The sequence below is a fragment of the Streptomyces sp. NPDC059037 genome (genome assembly GCF_042740015.1).
In the GTDB taxonomy this organism is placed as follows: domain Bacteria; phylum Actinomycetota; class Actinomycetes; order Streptomycetales; family Streptomycetaceae; genus Streptomyces.
Window position 1 is genome coordinate 1 of record NZ_JBHYIG010000171.1, and the last position, 21554, is coordinate 21554.

General features: G+C 72.7%; 15 protein-coding genes. 7 read left to right on the plus strand and 8 right to left on the minus strand.

Annotation, left to right across the window (positions count from 1 at the left end; all coding sequences use genetic code 11):
- The first annotated feature begins 29 nt into the window (after positions 1-29).
- Positions 30-3329, plus strand: a complete 3300-nt coding sequence (locus tag ACFWY6_RS29155) for a BTAD domain-containing putative transcriptional regulator (RefSeq protein WP_384696393.1) — start codon at positions 30-32, stop codon at positions 3327-3329.
- Here the strand turns inward: ACFWY6_RS29155 and ACFWY6_RS29160 are convergent.
- Complete coding sequence (locus tag ACFWY6_RS29160; protein WP_384696395.1) at positions 3313-3930, minus strand: TetR/AcrR family transcriptional regulator; 618 nt, start codon at positions 3928-3930, stop codon at positions 3313-3315. The two genes, ACFWY6_RS29155 and ACFWY6_RS29160, sit on opposite strands and share 17 nt — an antisense overlap.
- Positions 3931-4095: 165 nt before the next feature.
- On the opposite strand from ACFWY6_RS29160, the gene ACFWY6_RS29165 reads away from it, so the two are divergent.
- Positions 4096-5988 carry a cytochrome P450 gene (locus ACFWY6_RS29165; RefSeq protein WP_384696398.1) on the plus strand — a complete coding sequence of 631 codons (1893 nt, stop codon included), beginning with the start codon at positions 4096-4098 and terminating at the stop codon, positions 5986-5988.
- A gap of 32 nt (positions 5989-6020) precedes the next feature.
- On the opposite strand, the gene ACFWY6_RS29170 is transcribed toward ACFWY6_RS29165, so the two are convergent.
- On the minus strand, positions 6021-6590 hold the full coding sequence (locus ACFWY6_RS29170; protein WP_384696402.1) for an RBBP9/YdeN family alpha/beta hydrolase: 570 nt from the start codon (positions 6588-6590) through the stop codon (positions 6021-6023).
- Positions 6591-6685: 95 nt separating this feature from the next.
- Between ACFWY6_RS29170 and ACFWY6_RS29175 the strand changes: the two genes are divergently transcribed.
- A complete protein-coding gene (locus ACFWY6_RS29175) occupies positions 6686-7036 on the plus strand; it encodes a MerR family transcriptional regulator (RefSeq protein ID WP_384696405.1) in 351 nt (116 codons plus the stop codon).
- Positions 7037-7053: 17 nt separating this feature from the next.
- On the opposite strand, the gene ACFWY6_RS29180 is transcribed toward ACFWY6_RS29175, so the two are convergent.
- Both ACFWY6_RS29180 and ACFWY6_RS29185 read right to left on the minus strand, forming a co-directional pair.
- Positions 7054-7950: a DNA-binding protein gene (locus tag ACFWY6_RS29180; protein WP_384696408.1), complete on the minus strand. Its 897-nt coding sequence runs from the start codon at positions 7948-7950 to the stop codon at positions 7054-7056.
- Positions 7951-8058: 108 nt separating this feature from the next.
- A complete protein-coding gene (locus ACFWY6_RS29185; protein ID WP_384696411.1) occupies positions 8059-9474 on the minus strand; it encodes a PepSY-associated TM helix domain-containing protein in 1416 nt (471 codons plus the stop codon).
- A 256-nt stretch (positions 9475-9730) separates the two neighbouring features.
- Between ACFWY6_RS29185 and ACFWY6_RS29190 the strand changes: the two genes are divergently transcribed.
- Both ACFWY6_RS29190 and ACFWY6_RS29195 read left to right on the plus strand, forming a co-directional pair.
- Entirely contained in the window at positions 9731-10141 is a 411-nt protein-coding gene (locus ACFWY6_RS29190) for a hypothetical protein (protein WP_384696414.1), read from the plus strand.
- Between the two features lie 71 nt (positions 10142-10212).
- Positions 10213-10476, plus strand: a complete 264-nt coding sequence (locus ACFWY6_RS29195; RefSeq protein WP_384696417.1) for a hypothetical protein — start codon at positions 10213-10215, stop codon at positions 10474-10476.
- 668 nt (positions 10477-11144) lie between these two features.
- On the opposite strand, the gene ACFWY6_RS29200 is transcribed toward ACFWY6_RS29195, so the two are convergent.
- On the minus strand, positions 11145-12155 hold the full coding sequence (locus tag ACFWY6_RS29200; RefSeq protein ID WP_384696420.1) for a zinc-binding alcohol dehydrogenase family protein: 1011 nt from the start codon (positions 12153-12155) through the stop codon (positions 11145-11147).
- A gap of 357 nt (positions 12156-12512) precedes the next feature.
- Between ACFWY6_RS29200 and ACFWY6_RS29205 the strand changes: the two genes are divergently transcribed.
- Complete coding sequence (locus ACFWY6_RS29205; RefSeq protein ID WP_384696422.1) at positions 12513-14546, plus strand: N-acetylmuramoyl-L-alanine amidase; 2034 nt, start codon at positions 12513-12515, stop codon at positions 14544-14546.
- 90 nt (positions 14547-14636) lie between these two features.
- Here ACFWY6_RS29205 and ACFWY6_RS29210 read toward each other — a convergent pair whose 3' ends face one another.
- The 3 genes from ACFWY6_RS29210 to ACFWY6_RS29220 all read right to left on the minus strand — a co-directional run bounded on the left by ACFWY6_RS29210 (position 14637) and on the right by ACFWY6_RS29220 (position 20656).
- Complete coding sequence (locus ACFWY6_RS29210; protein ID WP_384696425.1) at positions 14637-16970, minus strand: glycoside hydrolase N-terminal domain-containing protein; 2334 nt, start codon at positions 16968-16970, stop codon at positions 14637-14639.
- Positions 16971-17126: 156 nt separating this feature from the next.
- Positions 17127-17627 (minus strand): hypothetical protein, encoded by a 501-nt coding sequence (locus ACFWY6_RS29215; protein WP_360779255.1) that lies wholly within the window; start codon positions 17625-17627, stop codon positions 17127-17129.
- A gap of 146 nt (positions 17628-17773) precedes the next feature.
- The gene (locus tag ACFWY6_RS29220; protein ID WP_384696428.1) at positions 17774-20656 is read right to left on the minus strand and encodes an ATP-binding protein; all 2883 of its coding nucleotides are present in this window, start codon (positions 20654-20656) and stop codon (positions 17774-17776) included.
- A 159-nt stretch (positions 20657-20815) separates the two neighbouring features.
- Here ACFWY6_RS29220 and ACFWY6_RS29225 point away from each other — a divergent pair, with 159 nt between their 5' ends.
- Entirely contained in the window at positions 20816-21547 is a 732-nt protein-coding gene (locus tag ACFWY6_RS29225) for a leucine-rich repeat domain-containing protein (protein WP_384696431.1), read from the plus strand.
- Positions 21548-21554 lie beyond the last annotated feature (7 nt).

Sequence of the window (21554 nt, forward strand, 5' to 3'; positions counted from 1 at the left end):
TCGGACGTGCGCTGTGTACGGTGGCGCGTATGCGGTTCGGGGTGCTCGGTCCACTGACGGTGTGGGACGACGAGGGGGAACCGGTCAGGGTTCCCGAGGCGAAGGTCAGGGCGCTGCTCGCCGATCTTCTCGTCCACGAGGGGCGGCCGGTCTCGGCCGACCGGCTCATCGACGACCTCTGGGGAGAGCAGCCGCCGGGCCATCCCGCCAACGCCCTGCAGTCCAAGGTGTCCCAGCTGCGCAGGGCGCTGGGCGGCGACCGTGTCGTGCGCCAGACACCCGGCTACCGGCTGCGCGTCGACGCGGCCGGGGACGAGGTCGACGCACACCGCTTCCGGGACCTGGTGGCCGAGGCCCGGACGACGGACGATCCGCGCCTGCGCTCCGGACTGCTCAGCCAGGCGCTGGAGTTGTGGCGCGGGCCCGCGTACGCGGACTTCGCGGACGAGGAGTTCGTACGCGCCGCGGCACACCGCCTCGCGGAACAGCATCTGGGAGTGATCGAGGAACAGGCCGAGGCGCGCCTGGCATCGGGTGACCACACCCTGCTGGTCGGGGAACTGACCGACCGGGTGGCCCGGCATCCGCTGCGGGAACGGCTGCGCGCGGTCCAGATGCGGGCCCTGTACCTGACGGGCCGCCAGAGCGAGGCACTCGCCTCGTACGCGGAACTGCGGGAGCACCTCGCTGATGAGCTGAGCCTGGATCCGGGGCCGGAGGTGACGGCACTCCGCGAGGCGATCCTGCGGCAGGATCCGGGGCTTTTGCGTCATCCGGGCAACTCGGGCGGCGGTGCGGGGGGCGCGTATGCCGGCAGCGGCTCGGGCGGTGCGATTGGCCCGGTCGGCGTGGGCAGTACTGACCGTGCTTCCGAGGGCGTGTCCGCACGGTCCGGTCTTCCCAGTCCGCTCACCGAGCTGGTCGGTCGCGCGCCTGCGCTGGACGAGGTTCGTCAACTCCTGGGCGCCGCGCGGCTGGTGACTCTCACCGGGCCGGGTGGCGTCGGGAAGACGCGGCTCGCCGTGGAGGCCGCCGCGCGGTGCGGCCGTGACGCCGGTGAGGTGCGGTTTGTCGAGCTCGCCGGTCGGCGCGATGGCGGCGTCGATGACCTTGTGTCGGTGATCTCCGCCGCGCTGGGCATCCGCGAGGACACCCCTGCCGGACTGCCGGGCCGCGCCCCCGCCGAACGACTCGCCGCCGCGCTGCGCGACCGGCGGCTGCTCCTCGTCCTCGACAACTGCGAGCACCTCGTGGAGCCGGTCGCCGAGCTGACGGGCCTGCTGCTCGGCGCCGCGCCCGGCCTGCGCGTCCTGGCCACGAGCCAGGAGCCGCTGGGGCTGACGGGCGAGTCGGTGTACGCCGTCGAACCGCTGCAACTGCCCGAGTCCATACGGCTGTTCGTGGCTCGCGCCACCGCATCGGCGCCCGGATTCACGCTCGACGGCGCCGACCCCGCGACGCGGGACGCCGTGGCGGAGATCTGTCGCCGCCTCGACGGCATCCCGCTCGCCCTCGAACTGGCCGCCACCCGCGTCCGCGCCCTGGGCGTAAGGGAGTTGGCCGCACGCCTTGGTGACCGCTTCCGGGTGCTCACCGCCGGGCAGCGCGGCGCGCCCGCCCGGCAGCAGACCCTGCGGGCCGTCATCGACTGGAGCTGGGAGCTGCTCTCGCCGCCCGAGCGCACCGTGCTGTGCCGCCTGGCCGTCCACCGTGACGGCTGCACCCTGGACGCCGCCGAGGCGGTCTGCGCGGGCGGCGACGTGGCGCAGGTCGAGGTCCTTGATCTCCTGGCCCGGCTCGTCGACCGGTCGCTGGTGTTCCTGGTGTCCCCGGTGTCCCCGGTGGACGGAACCGCCGACACCGGTCCGCGTTACCGGCTGCTGGAATCCGTTGCGGCGTACGCGACGGAGCGCCTGCACGAGACGGCGGACGTCAGCGGCGTACGCGACCGGCATGCGAGCCACTATCTGGAGCTGGCCGAGCGCGCCGATCCGCACCTGCGCGGCGCCGCGCAACGGGAGTGGCTCGCGCGCCTCGACGCCGAGGCCGCCAACCTGCGGGAGGCCCTCGACCACGCGGTCCGGCGCGCGGCGTCCGACGGCACGACCGAAACGGCGGTCCGCCTGGCCACCGCCCTCTCCTGGTGGTGGCTGCTGCGCGGCCGTCTCAACGAGGCCCGCACCGCCCTGGCCGCGGTGTGCGCCGTGGACGCGACCGCGGCCGAACCGCGCCTGCTGCACGCGGCGTTCGGGTTGCTGACCGGGGAATCGCGGGAGCGCACCGCGCCGCTCATGCCGCCGATGCCGCCGGTCGAGTCCTCGATCCAGCACGACGTTGGCCGGCCCCAATGGCTCTATGCGTACGCGCTGTTCAGCTCGGGCGACACCGTCGCCGGTGAAAAGGTCAACCGGCAGGTGCTCGACCACTTCACCGCCACCGGCGACCGCTGGGGCACCGCCGCCGCCCTCGCGCTTGCCGCGATCCACGCGCTGGCCCGGGGCGACCTGGCCGTCATCGAGCGGGACGGGGCGCGGGGCGCCGAGCTCTTCCGTGAACTCGGCGACCGCTGGGGTGAGTTGCAGACCGTGACGCCGCTCGCCGCGCTCGCCGAGATCAGGGGCGACTACGCGGACGCCGAGCGCCGTCAGCGGGAGGGTCTCGGCATCGCGGAGGAGCTTGGCCTTGCGACCGAGATCTCCGCGCGGCTCTCCGGCCTCGGCAGGCTCGCGCTGCCGGCCCGGGACTGGGACCAGGCGCGCGAACTGCACGAGCGGGCCCGCCGGTTGGCCGTCGGGCAGGGCTATCTGTACGGCGAGGTCCATGCCCTGATGGGGCTCGCCCTCGGCGCACGCCGGTCCGGCGACCTCGATGGGGCGCAGGCGTACCTGGCGCGCCTGCGTGACGGATATCCGTCATCGGAGGCCGGGGCCCACCTGCTGTGCACGGAGCTCGGCCTCGTCGCCGAGCTGCGCGGCGACGGGCCGGGGGCGACGGCGCACCAGCTGCGAGGGCTGCGGCTCGCGCTCTCCCTCGGCGAGCCGCGCGCCCTGGCCCTCTCCCTGGAGGGCCTGGCCGGTGCGGCGGCGCTGAGCGGTGAGGCGGGCGGCGCCCGGCACGCCGCCCTGCTCCTCGGCGCGGCGACCGCGGCGCGCCGCAGCGTGCACGCCCCGCTGCCGGAGTCCGAGCGGGCCGACGTCGACCGGGTCACCGAGGCGGCGCTCGCGGCCCTGGGCCCGGCGGCCTTCACGGAGGCCTACGAGCGCGGCATCGCCACCGACCCCGCGGAGGTCGCGCGGACGGCCGCCGCCGGGCTCAGTCCGCAGGCCTGAGGAACGGGGCAAGCAGCGTCAGCGCGTCCAGGACCTCGTGCGCGTCCGGCGTGGCCTCCGGGTCGGCGATCCACTGCAGCATCAGGCCGTCGCACAGCGCGATGACCACCGAGGAGACGACCTCGGCACCGGGAGGCGGCGCGATCCCCAGCTCGGCGCAGGCATCGGCGGTCATCGCGAAGCCCGCCCGGCGCGCCTCCGCGTAACCGGCGGCGAGCCGCTCGCGCAGGGCGACGGACCGCACGGCCGGCGGGAACGCCTCGATATAGCTGACCACCATGGGCCGCAGCTCGTCGAACGAGTCGATCAGCGCGACGAGCGCCGACTCCAACTGCGCCCGAGGGCCGTGACCGGCGCTCGCGGAGACCGCGTCGCGCACGCGGGCCGTCCACACCTCGAAGCACCGGCCGAGCGCCTCGTCGAGCAGGCCCTCCATGCCGCCGAAGTGATAGCCGATCGAGCCGAGTCCGGCGCCGGACGCCTCGGCGACATCGCGCGCCGTCGTGCGCGCGTACCCCTTCTCCTGAAGGCAGCGGAGCGCCCCGTCCAGGATCTTGTCTCGGTGGCTTCTCGACTTCGGTACGGGCGTGGGTGCGGGCATGGGTGCGGGCGTGGGTGCTGCGGATGACGGCTGCTTCGGCATGAGCCCAATCTATACAGCCGTCCCGTACATCCGTACAGTACAAGTGTTCAGTCTCGGTTGGCTGTTCAGTCCCTGTTGGCTGTTCGGACCTTCGCATCGACCTCACCGACGAGGAGCGTGCCGATGACTCCCGCCTCTCCGCCTCCGGGCCCGCGCCTGCCCGCGCCGATCCAGACGGTGCTGTTCCTCGCCGCGCCGGGCCGCTTCACGCGCGCCGCCCAGCGGCGCTACGGACCCGCGTTCCAGGTCCGCTTCCTCGGCTTCCCACCCGAAGTGCTCGTCACGAACGCCGAGTTGGCAGCGGAGATCTACGCCGTCGACGCGGGCGGCGGGCGCGCCGGCGAGGTGCGGCGGCAGTTCCTGGAGCCGATGGTCGGCAAGCACTCGCTGCTCAGCCTGGACGGCGACCCGTGGTGGCGGCACCGGCGTCTGCTCAGCCCGCCGCTGCACGGCAAGTCCATCGCCCGCTACCGGCAGGAGATAGCCGACATCGCCGCCGCGGAGATCGCGCGCTGGCCGCACGACCGGCCGTTCGTCCTGCGCGATTCCCTGCAGAACATCACCCTCGAAGTCATCCTGCGTCTGGTCTTCGGCATCCGCGACGCCACCCGCCTCGACCGACTGCGCGCCCTGATACCGGAGTTGATCGAGGTCGGCGGGTCGGCGGCGCTCCTCATGACCCCGCCCCGGGTGAGCGCCTGGACCCAGACGTCCCCGGTGCTGCGCCGGATGACGTTCCTGCCGACCACACGGTTCCTGCGGGTGCGCGACGCGGTGGACGCGATCCTGTACGAGGAGATCGCGCGGCGGCGCCGCGAGCCGGTGCCCGGCGCGACCGACGTACTCTCCCGCCTCCTGGAAGCCCGCGACGAGGACGGCACTCCCCTCGGCGACCAGGAGTTGCGTGACGAGCTGATCACCTTGCTCGAGGCCGGCCACGAGACCACGGCGACGGGGCTCGCCTGGGCCTTCGAACGCCTCCTGCGCACCCCTGAAGTCCTCGCGAAACTGCGCGCCGAGCTCGAACTCGGCGCGGACGAGCGGTACTTGGACGCGGTGGTAAAGGAGGCGCTGCGCTCCCGTCCTGTGGTGTACGACGCTCCGCGCCTCCTCGACGTCCCGCTGAAGCTCGGCGCGTACGAGGTTCCGGCGGGCTGGTACGCCGGACCGCTGATCTCCCTGATCCACCGGGACCCGGACGCCTTCCCGCGGCCGGACGAGTTCCGGCCCGAGCGTTTCCTGGGCGAGGAGGCCGCCCGCGCACAGCAGTCGTGGATGCCTTTCGGCGGCGGTCGGCGCTACTGCGTGGGCGCCCAACTCGCCCTGCTGGAAATGAAAGTGATCATCCGTGAGGTGCTGGAGCGGTCCGATCTGACCGTGCCGGACCCGGCGCCGGAGAAGCCGCGGATGCGGCATGTCACGCTGGTGCCCGCGCGCGGCACCCGCGTCGTGGCGCGGGGCAAGAACACCGGCGGAAACACCGACGGAATCACCGAAGGAAGCAGCAGCATGGGCAAGCGCAGGACCGTCACCGTACGAGAAGAGATCGCGGTCTCCCCGGACGTGGCCTGGGCGGCCCTGGCCGATGTGACCAGGATGGGCGAGTGGAGCCCCGAGTGCACCGGCGGACGCTGGATCGGCGGTGCCACGCGGGCCGAGGCGGGCGCCCGGTTCGAGGGCGCCAACCGCAAGGACCGCGTCCGCTGGACCACCCGCTGCACCATCACCCGGGCCGAGCCCGGTCGCTCCCTGGCCTGGGAGGTCAAGGTGGGTGTGCCGCTGTCCCGTTGGAGCTTCACGCTGACGCCCACCGAGAGCGGCACGCTCGTGGAAGAGACCTGGCGCGATCTGCGCGTCGGTCCCTTCGGCGCCCTGGCGACCCGGCTCGGCGAGGCGGGTCTGCGCACGGGTCCCCGCGCCGACCACAACGAACGCGGGATGCGGGCCACGCTCGCGGCGCTCAAACAACATCTGGAATCGGCCCGCACGACTCCACTGGAGCCGGCCTCGGCCTGAGGAACAGGCCAAGAGGACGGACGGACGGACGGTCAAACCGCCGCGATGGCCTCACGCGCCTCGCGGAGCGAAGTGACGCCGTCGGAGGCCAGGAAATGACCGGCTCCGGGGACGACGTCCGCGGAGGTCCCCAGGAGACCGGCAAGGCGGTCGGTGTGGCCGATGGGTACGTACGGGTCCGCGTCCGACCGGATGACGGTGAGCCGACCGATGCGGCCGCTCAGCCCTGCCACGTCACAGCCGTCCCCGATGTAGGCGTCCAGGTCCGGGAGCGCGGGCAGTCGGTCGACGAACCCGGCGACGAGTACGAGGGTGCCCAACTGCCAGGGTTCTGGGAGCGAACGCAGATGGCGCAGCACGGTCAGGCAGCCGAGGCTGTGCGCGACGACGATCGAGTCCTGGTCGGGGACTCCCACGTCGGCGCGTACGGCCTCCGTCCACTGTGCGGGGTCCGGGTCCAGCGGGTTCGGAAGAGCCGGGACGCCGGCGGGGATGCCGCCCGCGTCGAGCTGCCCGGCGAGCCAGCCGAACCAGTGGTCTTCGGGGGAGGCTCCGTACCCGTGGATGATCGAGGCGCGCCGCTGCGTTGTTCGAAGGGTCATGTCGCAGGACGGTATGGCTTCACGCCGGCGTGAAGGTCAAGCCGTATCAATCCGAGTCAAGCCAATCCGAGTCAATCCGATGAGGGGAATCGACGGTGCTGATCAGCGAACTCGCCGATCTGACCGGCGTGAGCGCGCGGGCGCTGCGCCACTACGAGGAGCGGGGACTGCTGGTTCCGGATCGCAACAGCAGCGGGTACCGGGACTACTCCGCGTCCGATGTCACCCGCGTCGCCCAGATCCGGACGATGATCTCCGCCGGCCTCGGGACCGCGACCATCCAGCACTACCTCGACTGCGCCCGCACCGGCGAGCACGGCACTTCCCTGGAGATGTGCCCGGGGCTGCGGGCCGACCTTGACGCCCTGGCCGGACGCCTCGCCGCCCAGCAGGCCCGACTCCGTGAGACTCAGCTCCGGTTGAGCGGGCTCGCGGCGCCGGGCTGAGGCGGGTCGGCACCGGGCTACCGCCTCGCGCCGCCGGCACCACCCGGCAGCGACTCCAGGAGGAAGACCGCCGCGTCCCGCAGCGAGGTCGGCACGTCCGTACGCCCGCGCAGCCGGGTCGCCGTTCCGCCGAGTGTCTCGGTCGTGCGTACGGAACCGATGCGGGCGGCGTCAGGAGCGATCTCCGCGATGAGATCTTCCGCCTCGCTCCAGGCCCCCGCCCCCACGAGGGCCGCGAGGAGCTGCGCCGTGAACAGCTTGCGGTAGGACGGTCCAGGCGCGGTGGCGGCACGGTGCAACAAAGGGACGGCCCGGCCCCAGCGGCCCAGTCTGGCCTGGACCCAGCCCTGGTGGCCGAGGAGTTCGGTCTCGTCGAACCACCAGGCCCAGGGCGGATCGTGGCGCGAGACGCCGTCCAGGAACCGGCTGTGCGCGCGGGAGATCAGCTCCAGGGCCTCGCTGCGGCCGCCCAGCATGGCGACCGCGTGGGCCTGCCGCACCAGGACGAGACTGCCGACCCGCGCGGGCATGGCCCGCACCCCGGCCGTACGGGCGACGGCGTCCAGGGCGGCCCGTGGTTCTCCGGTGTGGGCCTTGAGCATGCTGTGGTTCAGGAACACGAAGCGGGCCATCCAGCGGTCTCCGCAGAGTTCGGCCAGGGCCGCCGCGCGGACGTTCATCCGGTGGGCCGCACGGTAGCGGCCCGCGTCGAAGAGGATCCAGCCGACGACCTCGCACAGCTCGGCGAGCGCCGCGAGCCGGTCGCTGTCCTGGTGGCGCAGGGCTCGGGGATCGACGGACAGCTCCGGCAGGCGCCGCATCGCCTCGCGCACGACGGGCAAGGCCGCCCTCGCACCCAACTCGGCGTCGAGGGCCACCAGTCGCTTCACGACGCGTACGGCCAGGGGGACCATCCGCCTACCGTACGACTCGACGCGGCGTGCCTCCGGCCAGGTGGCCTCCTCGCGCCGGTCCGGCTCGACGTCGTCTGTTTCACCCGTCCTGCGGGCGACGGGCTTCGCTCAGGCGTAGCTCCGCCGCCCGCGGCGGTAGGCGATCTCTCCCAGGACGATGTCCACGGCGAGGAAGGCGGCCAGGGGGATGCCGAGCAGCGGGACGAAGTAGCCGAGTGCGGCGATCGCCGCCATCAGCGGGACCAGGACGTAAGCGGGGACGTTCTGCCATGCCCCGCGCGGCAGTGGGCGGCCGAAGGCGGTGCCGCGGCCGCGCTGCCACCACATGCGGTAGCCCCACACGATCAGCAGGATCAGGCAGAGGGCGAGCGCGGCGAGGGCGATCTGGTTGGCGAGGCCGAACAGGACGCCGGTGTGCGCGTCGATGCCCCAGCGGGTGAGCTTGGCGAGCACGGGATAGTCGGCGAACCGCTGTACGTCGGTGACCTCGCCGGTGGCCGGGTCGATGGCGACGGAGTCCTGCTTGGTGGGCCAGCCGCGCTGGACCTGGCTGACGACGTACGCAGATGACGCGTCGGCGGGCGCGACGATCTCCACCGGGTTGCCGAGCCCCTCGGAGCGGGCCGTCTTCAGTACGGCGTCCAGGCCGACGTCGTCGCCCTTCGCGGCGCCCGCCGAGCCGGACGCGTCGTGCTCGGCGTGTTCCCCGCCGCCGCCCGCGACCCCCGCCGTCACCGTCGGTGTCGTCTGCCCGATGGCCTCGCGCAGGTCGCTGATGCTCTCTCCGGCGTACGTCGACCAGGTGAGGCCCGTCGCCGACAGGAAGATCAGTCCGGCGGCGGCCCATACGCCGACCGAGCCGTGCAGTGACAGCGTGCGCCGGCGGCCGGTGGTGCCGCGCAGCTTGCGGCGGGCCCTTCGCCGTCCGAACCACAGGACGAGACCGCCGCCTGCGATCACCCACAGCCAGCTGGCGGCGAGTTCGCTGTACAGCCGGCCGGGCTCGCCGAGGTGCAGATTGCGGTGGAGTTCGGAGATCCAGGTGCGCAGCGGCAGGGCGCCGGTGGAGCCGTACTGCTCAAGGGCGCCGCGGACTTCTCCGTTGTACGGGTTCACGAAGACGGCGAGCTTGCGGTCTTCGTCCACGCCGGGCACTCCGGTCAGCAGGACACGCGTGGTGGCGCCCTCCTCCGGCGAGGGGCGCACCGCGCCGATCTCGCCTTCGGGGTACGCCTTGCGGGCGGCGGCCACCTGCCGCGAGACGGGGAGTTCGGTGCCGTTCGCGCTCACAGGGACGCGCATTTCATGGTCGTACACGATCTTCTCGGCCTGGAAGGAACAGGCGTAGAGAAGTCCCGTCGTGGCGGCGACGAGAAGGAAGGGCGCGATGAGCACCCCGGCGTAGAAGTGCAGCCGCAGTACCAGCGGACGCAGCGACGCCCATCCGGACCGGCCTGCGGAGGGAGCATCCCCCGGGGTCTCCTGCCCGTCGTCCGGGGCGAGAAGTGTGGGTTCGGCGGACATGCGGGGCTCTCCTGGGTCACGGGGCGTACGGACGCGGTCGGCCGTCATCGGGCCGGTCCATGAGTCGGCCGAAGCGACGGAAGAGTTCCCTCCGATCCGCGATTCCTTTGTGACGTACGCCACATGAAAGGCGTGGCGGGGAACGGCGTCGATCGGTCCGGCCCACGCCCTTCACCCGGGCGGCGGCCAGGACTAGCGTCGAGAGACCGGGAGTGCACGCTCTCCTTGCTCCCGCCCCGACTCCGTTGGAGACGCGATGCTCCAGACACGCGAGTTGTTCGACAGCCTTACCTCTCGGGCCGACCACCTCGACAACCAGATGCTCGCCGGCGCCGCCGACTCCCTCTCGGCGTGCGAACAGGCCGTGGCGGCGTGCGCGGCCGGCATGCTCGCCGCGAAAGAAGCCGATGAACTGCGCGACGCCATCAACCGCGACCTGGACTGCGCCGACGTGGCGGCCGCCACGCGGCGCGTCCTGACGCGCGGCTCGGACGGCGGCCACGCGCTGCTGACCGCGCAGTTGGAGGCGTGCGTGATCGCCTGCGAGCGCAGCCATGAACTGTGCGCCCGGCACGCGCCGCACCATGAGCACTGCCGCCTCTGCGCGGGGGCGACGAGCCGTGCGGGGGCCGCCTGCCAGGAGGTGCTGCAGGGCTTGCGGGCGTAGTACCGCGATCGCGTACGAGCTTGTCGCGGGCTGCGTCCGCGAGCACCCCGGGGATGCGTCAAAATGCCCGGATGGACTATGAGTTCTGGAACGACATCCACGCACGCGGCGGCATCCCCGCGGTCAAGAGCGCCCTGGAGGAGCTGGCGGAGCGCGGTTCCCCCGAAGACGTCGACGCCGCCATGGATCTGGCCTGCCGGGTCATCGCCGACGACACGGCACGCATCCAGGCCCGCGCGGACCAGGCCGAGGCCAGGCTTCAGATGCTGACCGAGGAGGCACGCGAGGTGGAACGGCAGGTCGACCGCCACGCGGGGCGGGCAGAGCCCGAGTGAGCCCACGCTGAACGTCCGCAAGCCGGGGGGCTTGAGGCGGGGCGGGCCAAGCCGAAGTGAGCCCACGCTGATCCTCCGCGAGCCGGGGGCCTGACGCGAGTCCGGCAGAGCCCGAGTGAGCCCACGCTGATCGTCCGCAAACCGGAGGCCTGAGGCGGGTCCGGCAGAGCCCGAGTGAGCCCACGCTGATCGTCCGCAAACCGGGGGCCTGACGCAGGTCCGGCAGCTCGGCGACAGTCCCGGCGGCGCACCGGAAGGGCATGGGCGGCGGCCGCCGAGCCGGTCGGCTCGGGGGCCAGTATCCGTCGACGGCCGATCGGCGAGCCGATGTCCGCCGACAGCCGCGCCGCCATCCTTGCCGGACGATCCGCGCCGGACGTCGTCCTTGCCGGAGGATCACCACGGGCACGCGCCACCGGGCCACGCGGCGGCCCGGCCGCAGACCGTTCCGGCGGCCACGACCAACCGGCCCCAGACCCTTCCGGCGCACCCAACCAACCGGTCTCAGACCGTTCCGGCGGCTCCGACCGACCGGCCCCAGATCCTTCCGGCGCCCCTAACCGACCGTCTCAGACCCTTCCGACGGCCACGACCGACCAGCCTCAGACCGTACCGGCAGCCACGACCAACCGGCCCCAGGCCCCTCCGGCGCCCCCAACCAACCGGTCTCAGACCGTGTCGTCAGCCCCCACCGCGAGCACCAGCTTGCCTGTGGTCGAGCCCGACTCGATGCGGTGGTGGGCCTCCGCGGCACGGGTCAGGGGCAGTTCCTCGATGCGTACGCTCAGTTGCCCGCTCGCGGCCGCGGCGATCGCGCGGCGCAGTGCGCGGCCCGCGTCCGCGGGGAAGGCTCCGGAGAACGCGGCGAGGTTGAAGCCGGAGACCGTCTTGTTGGTGAACCACAGTTCGTTGGCGGGGACCGCGACGTCATCGGCGCCCGACGCGTTGCCCATGACGATCAGTCGGCCCATCGGGGCGAGCGCGTCCAGGCCGGCCCGGCGGGCGGGCCCGCCGACCATGTCGACCACGATGTCGAACTCCCCCGCGCCGGCGAGCTCGTCGCGCAGGATCACCTCGTCGTAGCCGAAGCCCTTGGCGACATCGATCTTCGCCGCGCTGCCCACCGTGCCGACGACCCGGCCCGCGCCGAGCAGCCGGGCGACCTGGCCGAGCTGACTGCCCACGCCGCCGGCCGCCGCGTGCACCAGGACGCTCTCACCGCGCTGCAGCCTGGCCACCCGTTCGAGCACCAGGAACGCGGTGGTGCTGTTCGACGGAAGCACCGCCGCGACATCGAGGCCGAGGCCCGAACCGTCCAGCGGGGCGACGAGTTCCGCCGCCGTGGTCACGACCTCGCCGTAGCCGCCGCCGTCGACGATGGTCAGGGCGGCGACCGGCTGGCCCACGGTCAGCCCCTCGACCCCTTCGCCCAGCGCCCGTACGTGACCTGACACCTCGATCCCGGGTACGTACGGCAGCGGTACGTCCACCACGCCCTGCCGGAAGAGGACCTCGGCGAAGTTGACGCCCGCGTACGCCACCTCGATCGCCACCTGGCCCGGACCGGGCTCGGGCGTCTTGACCTCGGCGAGGCGCAGAACGTCCGCGGTGCCGAACTCGGGAATGGTCATGGCCTGCATGGTGTGCGTGGTGTGCGTGGTGTGCGTGCTGTTCGTCATGATCACCATCGTGCACGAACCGTCCGGCGGCTGACAGTGTCGGCTCATCCTGGGTGCAACACCACCAGGCTTGGCCGCCGGACTCTCCCGCGCCTCTCCCCCGAACAGGTGGACCGGACCTCTGGCAGGGACGGGTGTCCGCCCTGTGGTCATCGCCGTGTTCCCGCTGCTCATTGGTCCATTCCACTGACGCGTCGCAGGCCGTGCGGCCTCTTCGGGCGAAACCCGCCCGGACCGGCGCTGACATGGGAAATCCTTGTGCCTGGGCATGATTGACGGATCGTCGGGGAGCCGGTACCACTGACGCACGCCCGGCCCCGCACGCCCCATCACGCTTCACCGTCCCAGGAGGCTGCATTGCGAGGATCCGCCACCGCCCGCACCCCTGCCACCCGCAGACGATCCGTCAGGGCCGCGGGCGCCCTTGTCTCCGCCGGTCTGCTGTTCCCGCTGCTCGGTGCCGCACCGTCGTCCGGCGCCGCCGCCCCCGCCGCGTCGGCCCGGCTGCAGGACGCCTTCGCCTCTGCCGCCGCCGAGTACCAGGTGCCCCGGAGCGTGCTGCTCGGCGTCTCCTATCTGCAGTCCCGCTGGGACGCGCACGGCGGCGCGCCGAGCGTCACCGGCGGCTACGGCCCGATGCACCTCACCGACGCGAGCACCGCCATCGCAATCGCCGGCGCACCGCATCACAGCGAAAGCACGGAGGACCCCCGCGGCGACGCCTCACGGGGCGTACTGAAGCCAAAGGAGCCGAAGGAGGGAAAGGAGGGGAAGGAGTCGACGGCCACGGTGCCGGAGAACTCCCAACTCCCCGCCCGGCTCAAGACGTTGCCCCGCGCCGCCGAACTCAGCGGCCTCTCCGCCGAGCGCCTGCGCAGCGACCCCGCGGCCAACGTGCGCGGCGGAGCCGCCCTGCTCGCCGCCGCTCAGAAGAAGCTCGGCAAGCCGCTCAGCGACGACCCGGCCGACTGGTACGGCGCGATCGCCCGCTTCTCCGGAGCGGACGACCAGGCCACCGCGGCGACGTACGCCAATGACGTGTTCGCGGTCATCCGCGACGGCCAGGCGCGCACCACGGACGCCGGGCAGCGCGTGGCGCTCGCGGCGGACAGCGGCCTGCGGCCGGACGCGGCGCAGGTGCGCGGCATGGGGCTGCGGAAGGCGGCCGCGGGCGAGACCGAGTGCCCGCCGACGGTGTCGTGCGAGTGGATCCCGGCGCCGTACGAGGAGTTCAAGGACCCGAACGGCAACGACGACTACGGCAACCACGATCTGTCGAACCGACCCAAGAGCCAGAGCATCGACACGATCGTCATCCATGACACCGAGGGACGCTGGGAAGGCGTCCTCAACATGGTGCAGGACCCCACCTATGTGTCCTGGCAGTACACCCTGCGCTCCACCGACGGGCACATCGCCCAGCACGTGAAGGCGAAGGACGTGGCCTGGCACGCGGGCAACTGGTACGTCAACGCCAAGTCGATCGGCCTGGAGCACGAGGGATTCCTCGCCCAGCCCGACAGTTGGTACACCGAGGCGATGTACCGCTCGTCGGCCCGTCTGGTGAAGTACCTCGCCAAGAAGTACGACATCCCGCTGGACCGCCAGCACATCATCGGTCACGACAACGTCCAGGGCACGGTGCCGTCGACGATCGCGGGCATGCACACCGACCCCGGCCCGTACTGGGACTGGCAGCACTACTTCACGCTGATGGGCAAGCCGTTCGTGCGCACGGCGGGCCCGGACGGCGGCCTGGTGACGGTGGCGCCCGAGTACGCCAAGAACCGGCCGGAGTACACGGGTTGCGTCAAGCCGGGCGAGAAGTGCGAGACGCACGGCTCCGCGGCGGTGCGGGTGCACACCGAGCCGCGCGACGACGCACCGCTGATCAAGGACATCGGCCTGCGGCCCGGCGGCGGTGACTCGACGATCGGCGTGAACGACGTCGGCGCCCGGCTCTCCACCGGCCAGCAGTACGCGGTCGCCGACCGCAAGGGCGACTGGACGGCCGTCTGGTACCTGGGCCAGAAGGCCTGGTTCAAGAACCCGAAGGAGCAGCCGACCGCCCTCGACGCGGCCGGGCCCGTGATCACGCCCAAGTCCGGGGCGGAGAGCGTCCCGGTCTACGGCCGCGCCTACCCGGAGAAGGAGGCGTACCCGGCGGGCGTACCCGCGCAGCCGGTCACCCCGCTGCCGTACAAGCTCCTGGCAGGACAGAAGTACGCGGTCGGCGACAAGATGCCGGGCGAGTACTTCTACGCCCCGACGTTCGACACGGCGCCGCACAAGGTGGTGCGCGGCAAGGACACGTACTACGAGGTCCAGTTCGGGCACCGCGTGGCGTATGTGCGGGCGGCCGACGTACGGGTGGTGTCGTCGGCCTCCTAGAGCCGCTGGAGCCGCCAAGGTCAGTCGGGGCCGGGTCTGCGTGGGGGCAGGCCCGGCCCTGGCGTATGCGCGGGCCGAACTGACGGTGACTCAGTCGAAGACGTACCGCTCCCCCGCCCGCGCCTTGAACGTCTTCTCGCCGCCGCTCAACAGGCCGCTGCGCACGGTCAGTTCACGCGTGCGCGAGGCGGTGAGCACGATGCGGGTGGCGCGGCCGCCCGACCACTCGATGTCGAGCCGTGCCCCGCCGCGCGCCCGCAGCCCGCGCACCGATCCGTCGGGCCAGCTCGCGGGCAGTGCGGGCAGCACCTCGATGACGTCGTGCTGGCTCTGCAGGAGCATCTCCACGACACCCGATGTCGCACCGAAGTTGCCGTCGATCTGGAACGGCGGGTGGGTGTCCCAGAGGTTGGGCAGCGTCGAGGACTTGAGCTGCTCGCTCAGCATCTTGTGCGCGTGGTCGCCGTCGCGCAGGCGTGCCCAGAAGTTGACCTTCCACGCCTTGGACCAGCCGGTGCCGCCGTCGCCGCGCGCGGTCAGCGACACCTTCGCGGCGTCCGCCCACTTGCTGCCGGGCTTGATCTGCCGTCCGGGGTGCAGGGCGTAGAGGTGGGAGACGTGCCGGTGGTCGTCGGTCCTGTCGTCCAAGTCGGCCTTCCACTCCTGGAGTTGCCCCCAGGAGCCGATGCGCAGGCCGGGGTCGAGCTTGCCGAGGGTCTTTTCGAGTTCGGCACGGAACGCGGCCGAGTCGCCCAGGACGCGGGCGGCCTCCAGGGTGTTGGTGAGCAGGTCGTGGACGATCTGCTGGGCCATGGAGTCGCCCGCGGTGAAGTCGCCGTGTTCGGGCGAGTAGCTGGGGGTGGCGACGAGGGTGCCGTCGCGCGGGTCGGTGCGCAGGTTGTCGAGCCAGAACTCGGCGGCCTCCTTCATCGCCGGGTAGGCGGTGGAGCGCAGATAGTCCGTGGAGCCACCGAAGCGGTAGTGCTCGTAGAGCTGCGCGGTGAGCCAGGCGGCCGCCTCGGGGAACCAGAAGGCGGTCGACCAGTCGTGCACGCCGGTGAAGCCGTAGGGGTTGGTCTCGTTGTGCACGACCCAGCCCCGTGAGCCGAACATCTCCTTGGCGGTACGCCGGCCCGGCTCCCGCAGTGCCTCGACGAAACGGTCGTACGGCGTGGTCGTCTCGGGGAGGCCCGCGGCCTCGGCGAGCCAGTAGTTCATCTGGAGGTTGATGTTGGTGTGGTAGTCGGCCGACCAGGGCGGGGTGGTGCTGTTGTTCCACACGCCCTGGAGGTTGGCGGGCAGCGATCCCGCGCGCGACGAGGCGATGAGGAGGTAGCGCCCGTACTGGAAGAAGAGGGCTTCCAGGGCGCGGTCGGACGCGCTCGCGCCTCCCCCATATCCCTTGAGCAGCCGGTCGGTGGGGACGTCGGCGGGCATGGCCTGGCCGATGTCGAGGGCGACGCGGCCGAACAGGTCGCCGTGGTCGCGCAGATGGCGGGCGCGCAGCACGCCGTGCCCTCGGGCGACGGCCTCGTCGACGGTGCGGGTGACGGTGGCGTGCGGGTCGTCGCCGCGGTAGGCGGGGTAGGTGTCGGCGTAGTCGGTGCCCGCGGCGAGCGCGAACCAGACGTGGTCGGCGCCGCTGACGGTGATGCTGCCGTCGGCGTTCGCGGTGCGCTTGCCGCCCTGGTGCACGACCCGCAGCTGCGCCTCGAACTTCAGCCCGTTGTCGGCGAGTTCACCGCGTACGGTCAGCCGGTCGCCGTCGGCGGTGACGGTGAAGTCGGTGCGTGGCGAGGTGTGGCGCAGGGTGCAGGTCACGCTCGCGGGGCGGTCCGCGGTCAGCCGCCCGACGAGCACGCCGTCAGGGTGGCAGGCGAAGAACTCCCGCTCGTGGCGCACCTGTTGGTGGGTGTACGTGACGGTCGCCAGGCCCCGGCGGAGGTCGAGGGCGCGGCGGTAAGTGGCGTCGGGGGTGTCCGGCGCGCCCGGTATGTCGATGTGCAGGTCGCCGAAGGTCTGGTGGGCGCCGTAGCCGCGCCGCGCCTGGCCGAGCTTCGCCGCGACGGCGTCGGGGCCGAGGCTGCCCTGCGCGTCGAGCTCTTCGCGTACGGCGTCGAGGGCGCCCGGTCTGGCCTCGCGCCAGTTGCCGAAGTCGTAGCCGTCGCGGGAGCCGGGGCCGCCGGTCCACAGGGTCTTCTCGTTGAACTGGAGCCGCTCGGATGCGAGCGTGCCGAAGACCATGGCGCCGAGTGCGCCGTTGCCGATGGGGAGGGCCTCGCGCTCCCAGTCGGCGGCGGGCGCCGCATACCAGAGCAGCGATTCATCGGACGTATCACGTCGGCGTTCGGCCGCACCCGCGGTGCCGGCCAGTACGCCTCCACCCGTCGCCAGTGCGGCCGCACCGCCGACGGCGGACTTCATGGTGGTTCTTCGTGAGATCCCAGGAGTCATGTCCGGTCACGTTAAAAGTCCGATGACTCAGTGGCAAGACACACAACAAACCCACCCCTTGGACGTAAGGGGTGGGTACTTGGACGGATGCGGACGGATGCGGTCGGGGCGCGGGAGTGGGGCCCTTCAGCCCTGCTGGAAAAGCTCCGCGGGCAGCGGCTTGAGCAGTGCGTACAGATCGTCGGTGATCGGCCGGTCCCAGGCGGCGATGGTGACGAGGACGCCGTCGCTGCGGTCGAACTGCACGCAGGAGATGCGGCTTTCGGAGAGCTTGAGGCGGCGCACGATCAGGAGGTTGTCGCCCTGCATCACCGGCATGTCCTCGGTGGTGACGACGGTGATCTCCTCGTCGTTCTCCAGCGCGAGCAGCAGCTGGGCCACCTCGAAGGGCACCTCGTCGTCGCCCGTCTCGCGGGCCGGGGAGCCCTCGGGCAGATTGCCGATGATCATCGCGGGGCCGCGGCCGCCGAAGAGGTCGTAGCGCAGGAAGACACCCTGGCAGCTGCCGTCGGGCGCGGGCAGCAGACCCGCGCCGAGATTGCCGGGCCAGTCACCGGGGTCCATGGCCAGGACATCGAAGTCCGGGCCCGCGGGAGTGGCGGAGCTGCGGCGGCGGAGGAAGGACATGCGCCAATGGTACGTGGCCCGCGGGGTAAACCGGCGCGGGGGCAACGCGGCTCGACGCCAGGGGGAGCGCCCCGAAGGGGCGCGGGGAACTGCGCGCCCAGCCCCCACAGACCCGCAGGTACATAACCACCCCTTTCACCGCCCCTTCAGCGAAGCGCCAACGCCGCGGCAAGCCCCGAGGGATCGGTCCCCACCTTCCGGTACACAGCGGACAGCAGCCGCACGACACCCGCTTCGTCGGTATGCAGCTCCGCAGCGATCCTGGCGACCGGCTCGCCCCGGACGGCGAGGCTGGCGGCGGTGCGCTCGCGCGCGGTGAGTGTGTCCGTCTCGGTGCTGTGCAGGAGGCGGGGACGCAGGCCCGCGGCCGCCAGCTCGTCGCGGGCCCGCCCGACCAGGCCGTCGGCCCCGCACTGGACGGCCGCGTCGAGCCCTCGGTAGAGCGGTTCGGCGGCCTCCTTGGGGCGTCCGGCGCGGCGCAGTTCACCGCCAAGGGCCACCAGCGCGCAGGCCAGTTCGTACGCCGCGGGCGAGCGCTCCAGATGACCGACCGCCTCCTCCAGGAGCTTGAGGCGCGCCGAGCCCGACGAGACCTCGGCGCTGATCCGCAGCGCCTGCCCCACCGCCGAAGCGGTGGCGAATCCGCGGGCCCGCCGGGTCGCCTCGTGCGCGGTGGCGAGCGCGCGCTCGGGGGCGTCCTCGGCCTCGGCGAGCGCGAGGTGCAGCTGCCAGGGGCACCAGGCGGGGTTGCGCATGCCGCGCGGGTCGAGGCGGCGGCCTGCCGCGGCGAGTTCGGCGGCCGCGTCCTTGGTGAGCCCGCGCGCGAGGAGCAGTTCGCCGTGCACGGCCTGCGCGTCGGGGAAGACGACGGCCGCGGGGAACGGCGCGCCGAAGGAGTACTGCTCGGCGGTCCGCGTCGCCTCGGCGACCCGGCCGCGGGCCAGCAGGGTCTCGATGAGGATGCCCACCGCGTACCAGTGGGCGGGGGTGCCGGGACCCACCCGCTCGGCGATCCGAAGGCCGGCGCGCACGAAGTCCTCGGCCTCGGCGAGACGACCGCGCCGGAAGCGGATGTAGGCGAGCAGGGTGTACGCGAAGGACAGATGGGCGCCGCGCCAGCCCTGCCGCTCGAAGTCGGCGATCCCGGCGGCGAACAGTTCCTCCGCGCGGCCGGGGCGGTCGGCATACAGGAAGGTGAGGGCGACCAGGACGGGAACCTCGAAGCCGCGGTCCTCCTCGGCCCAGCCGAGCCCGCCGACCAGGGCCCGCTCGGCGTGCCGCACGGCGGTCCCCGCGGGTTCGGCGCGCAGCGTGGCGTCCCAGGCGCGGAGCCCGATGATGTACCGCTCGGTGAGGTCGCGGCCCGGCAGCCGGTCGGCGAGCCGGGCAAGGCGCCGGGAGCGGGCGGGCGAGTCGGGTTCGTCGGCGCGGAAGGCGTCCCACATGAACTGCTCGGCCTGCATCCGGATCCGCACCCGTGGGTCAGTGGTCAGGCGGATCTCGCGGGCGAGGGTGTCAGAGGCCTCGCCGAGGCGGTCGGAGTGGGCGAGGACCTGGGAGAGGCGGTAGACGATGCCGTGGCGCAGGGCGGGGTCCGTGATGGGTTCTTCCAGGGCGGCCCGCAGATGGTTGACGGTCGTCGCCGGCTCGGTGAGCAGCGAGGCGCAGCCCAGTTCGTAGAGGACCGCGGCACGGTCCTCCCAGGGCGGTGGTTCGCGCAGCGCCCTGGCGAGATAGCGGCGGGCCGCGTCGGGCGCCCCCGCCCGGACGGTCTCGCGGGCGGCGGCGCGCAGTTGCTGCACGACCCAGGTGTCGCCGTCGGGGTGGACCTCCAGGAGATGGCGCGCGGCGGCGGACGCGCCGAACCCGGCGTTGACCACGGACCAGGCGGCCTGGCCGTGCAGGGCGACGCGCACCCCGCAGGGAATGGCGCGGTAGACGGCGGTGGCGATCAGCGGGTGCACGAACTCGAGCCGGTCGGCGCCGGTCAGGACGCGGGCGCGGCGCAGCCGGTCGGCGCAGTCGGCGCCCTCCCGCTCGCCGATGCCCGCGACGGCGGCGGCGAGCGCCGGGGAGATCTCGGTGCCGAGTACGGCGCAGGCCCAGGCGAACCGGACGGTGGAGGTGCCCAGGCGTTCCAGGCGGGCGACGAGACCGCTGCCCTTGACGGCGGCCGCCAGGTCGCGCAGCAGATGCGCGGCGGCCTCGTCGGGGATGAGGCCTCGGTCGCGCACCTTGGCGGTCAGCTCCACCGCCTCGAACGGATTGCCCCCGGTGACCGCCCAGCACTCGCGGCAGAATGCGTCGTCGGCACGGGCGCCGAGCCCGTCGCGGACAAGGCGGGCGACGGCGCCGGCGCTGAGCGGTTCGAGACCGATGGGCCGCTGCCCCGCCCGTCCGGGCAGTCCTCTGAACTCCTCGGCATGGGCGGGCAGTTCCTCGGGCCGGTAGGCGACGATCAGGAGCAGCGGCAGCGCCTCGGCGCGGGGCGCGAAGGCGGCGAGCCAGCTCAGCGACTCGACGTCGGCCCAGTGCGCGTCGTCGAGGACGACCACCAACGGGGCGCGCTGCACGGCGAGATGGGTGAGCACCCAGTCGAGCCCGTCGCGCAGGCCCTGCGGATCGGGCGGCGCGCCGTCCGACGGCGCGCAGAGCCCGAGCGCGGGGCCGACGATGGCGTACCAACTGCCCAGCGCCGCGCGCAGTTCCGCGTCCGGGACCGGGGCGAGCAGCGGCTGCACCAGCTGGCGTGCCACGTGGAAGGCGACGCGCTGCTCCTGGTCGCTGCCGCGCGCGGACGCCACCGTGCAGCCCTTGGCCGCCGCACGTCGCCGTGCCTCCGCGAGGAGGGAGGTCTTGCCGAGGCCCGCGCGCCCCGCGAAGGAGATCAGCGCGCCGCGGCGCCGGTCCGGGGGTTCCGCGCCGTCGCGCGGCAGCCCGATCAGCTCGCTCAACGCCTCGTCCAGAGCGGCCAGTTCACTCTCGCGCTCGAAGAGGATCCGCTTGCCGTGACTGAAGTGCTGCACCATGGGACACCCCCAGCCACGGTGGTGCGCCGGGCGCTTCCCGCAGCGCACGCCTTGGCCTTCAGGCACTTCAGATTACGCCCGTGCGGGCCGCCGGGAGCCGGTTCGCCGACAGTGATGCGGTTGACTGACACCGCCTCTCCACGGACGAAGGGAACTCCTATGCCGGCCGACGCCGAGCGCGTACTCAACTACTGGCACGGCGGGCTGAGCGAGGTCCCCGACGAGGTGTGGCGGCATCCGGCCCTTGAGGTCCTGCTCCTGCCCGACAACGCGCTGACGCGGCTGCCCGCGCGGATCGGCACCCTGACCGCGCTGCACACCCTGGACCTCGGCCACAACCGGCTGGCCTCGGTCCCGCCCGAGCTGGGCGACCTCACGGGCCTGAGCCGCTTCCTCTACCTCCACGACAACGACCTCGCCTCGCTGCCGGAGTCACTGGGCGGGCTGACGCGGCTGGGGTATCTGAACGTGGGCGAGAACCGGCTCGCCGCGCTGCCGCACGCGCTGGGTTCGCTCACGGCCCTGGTGGAACTGCGCGCACAGCACAACCACCTGACCGCGCTGCCCGCGTCCCTCGGCGGCCTCACGGCCCTGCGTGAACTGTGGCTGCGCGGCAACCGTCTCTCCGCGTTCCCCGCCACGTTCCGCCGGCTGCGCCAACTGCGCGAACTGGAGCTGCGCGAGAACGAGTTCACCGCCGTACCGGACGCACTGCGCGATCTGCCCCTGCTGCGCAGGGTCGACCTGCGCGCCAACCGGCTGCGGGAACTGCCGTACTGGATCGCGGAACTGCCCTCGCTGGAGAAGCTGGATCTGCGCTGGAACGACGTCCATGTGCCGGACGAACTCCTGCGCAGGCTGGAGGGGCGGGGCTGCGTCGTGCTGGGATGAGCCCCCC

Excerpts from the sequence above, each read along its gene's own strand:
- ACFWY6_RS29215 (WP_360779255.1), bottom strand. The coding sequence starts at position 17,627 with ATGTCCTTCCTCCGCCGCCGCAGCTCCGCCACTCCCGCGGGCCCGGAC.
- ACFWY6_RS29220 (WP_384696428.1), bottom strand. The coding sequence starts at position 20,656 with ATGGTGCAGCACTTCAGTCACGGCAAGCGGATCCTCTTCGAGCGCGAG.
- ACFWY6_RS29160 (WP_384696395.1), bottom strand. The coding sequence starts at position 3,930 with ATGCCCGCACCCACGCCCGTACCGAAGTCGAGAAGCCACCGAGACAAG.
- ACFWY6_RS29210 (WP_384696425.1), bottom strand. The coding sequence starts at position 16,970 with ATGAAGTCCGCCGTCGGCGGTGCGGCCGCACTGGCGACGGGTGGAGGC.
- ACFWY6_RS29185 (WP_384696411.1), bottom strand. The coding sequence starts at position 9,474 with ATGTCCGCCGAACCCACACTTCTCGCCCCGGACGACGGGCAGGAGACC.
- ACFWY6_RS29225 (WP_384696431.1), top strand. The coding sequence starts at position 20,816 with ATGCCGGCCGACGCCGAGCGCGTACTCAACTACTGGCACGGCGGGCTG.
- ACFWY6_RS29170 (WP_384696402.1), bottom strand. The coding sequence starts at position 6,590 with ATGACCCTTCGAACAACGCAGCGGCGCGCCTCGATCATCCACGGGTAC.
- ACFWY6_RS29190 (WP_384696414.1), top strand. The coding sequence starts at position 9,731 with ATGCTCCAGACACGCGAGTTGTTCGACAGCCTTACCTCTCGGGCCGAC.
- ACFWY6_RS29155 (WP_384696393.1), top strand. The coding sequence starts at position 30 with ATGCGGTTCGGGGTGCTCGGTCCACTGACGGTGTGGGACGACGAGGGG.
- ACFWY6_RS29180 (WP_384696408.1), bottom strand. The coding sequence starts at position 7,950 with ATGGTCCCCCTGGCCGTACGCGTCGTGAAGCGACTGGTGGCCCTCGAC.
- ACFWY6_RS29200 (WP_384696420.1), bottom strand. The coding sequence starts at position 12,155 with ATGACGAACAGCACGCACACCACGCACACCACGCACACCATGCAGGCC.
- ACFWY6_RS29195 (WP_384696417.1), top strand. The coding sequence starts at position 10,213 with ATGGACTATGAGTTCTGGAACGACATCCACGCACGCGGCGGCATCCCC.
- ACFWY6_RS29165 (WP_384696398.1), top strand. The coding sequence starts at position 4,096 with ATGACTCCCGCCTCTCCGCCTCCGGGCCCGCGCCTGCCCGCGCCGATC.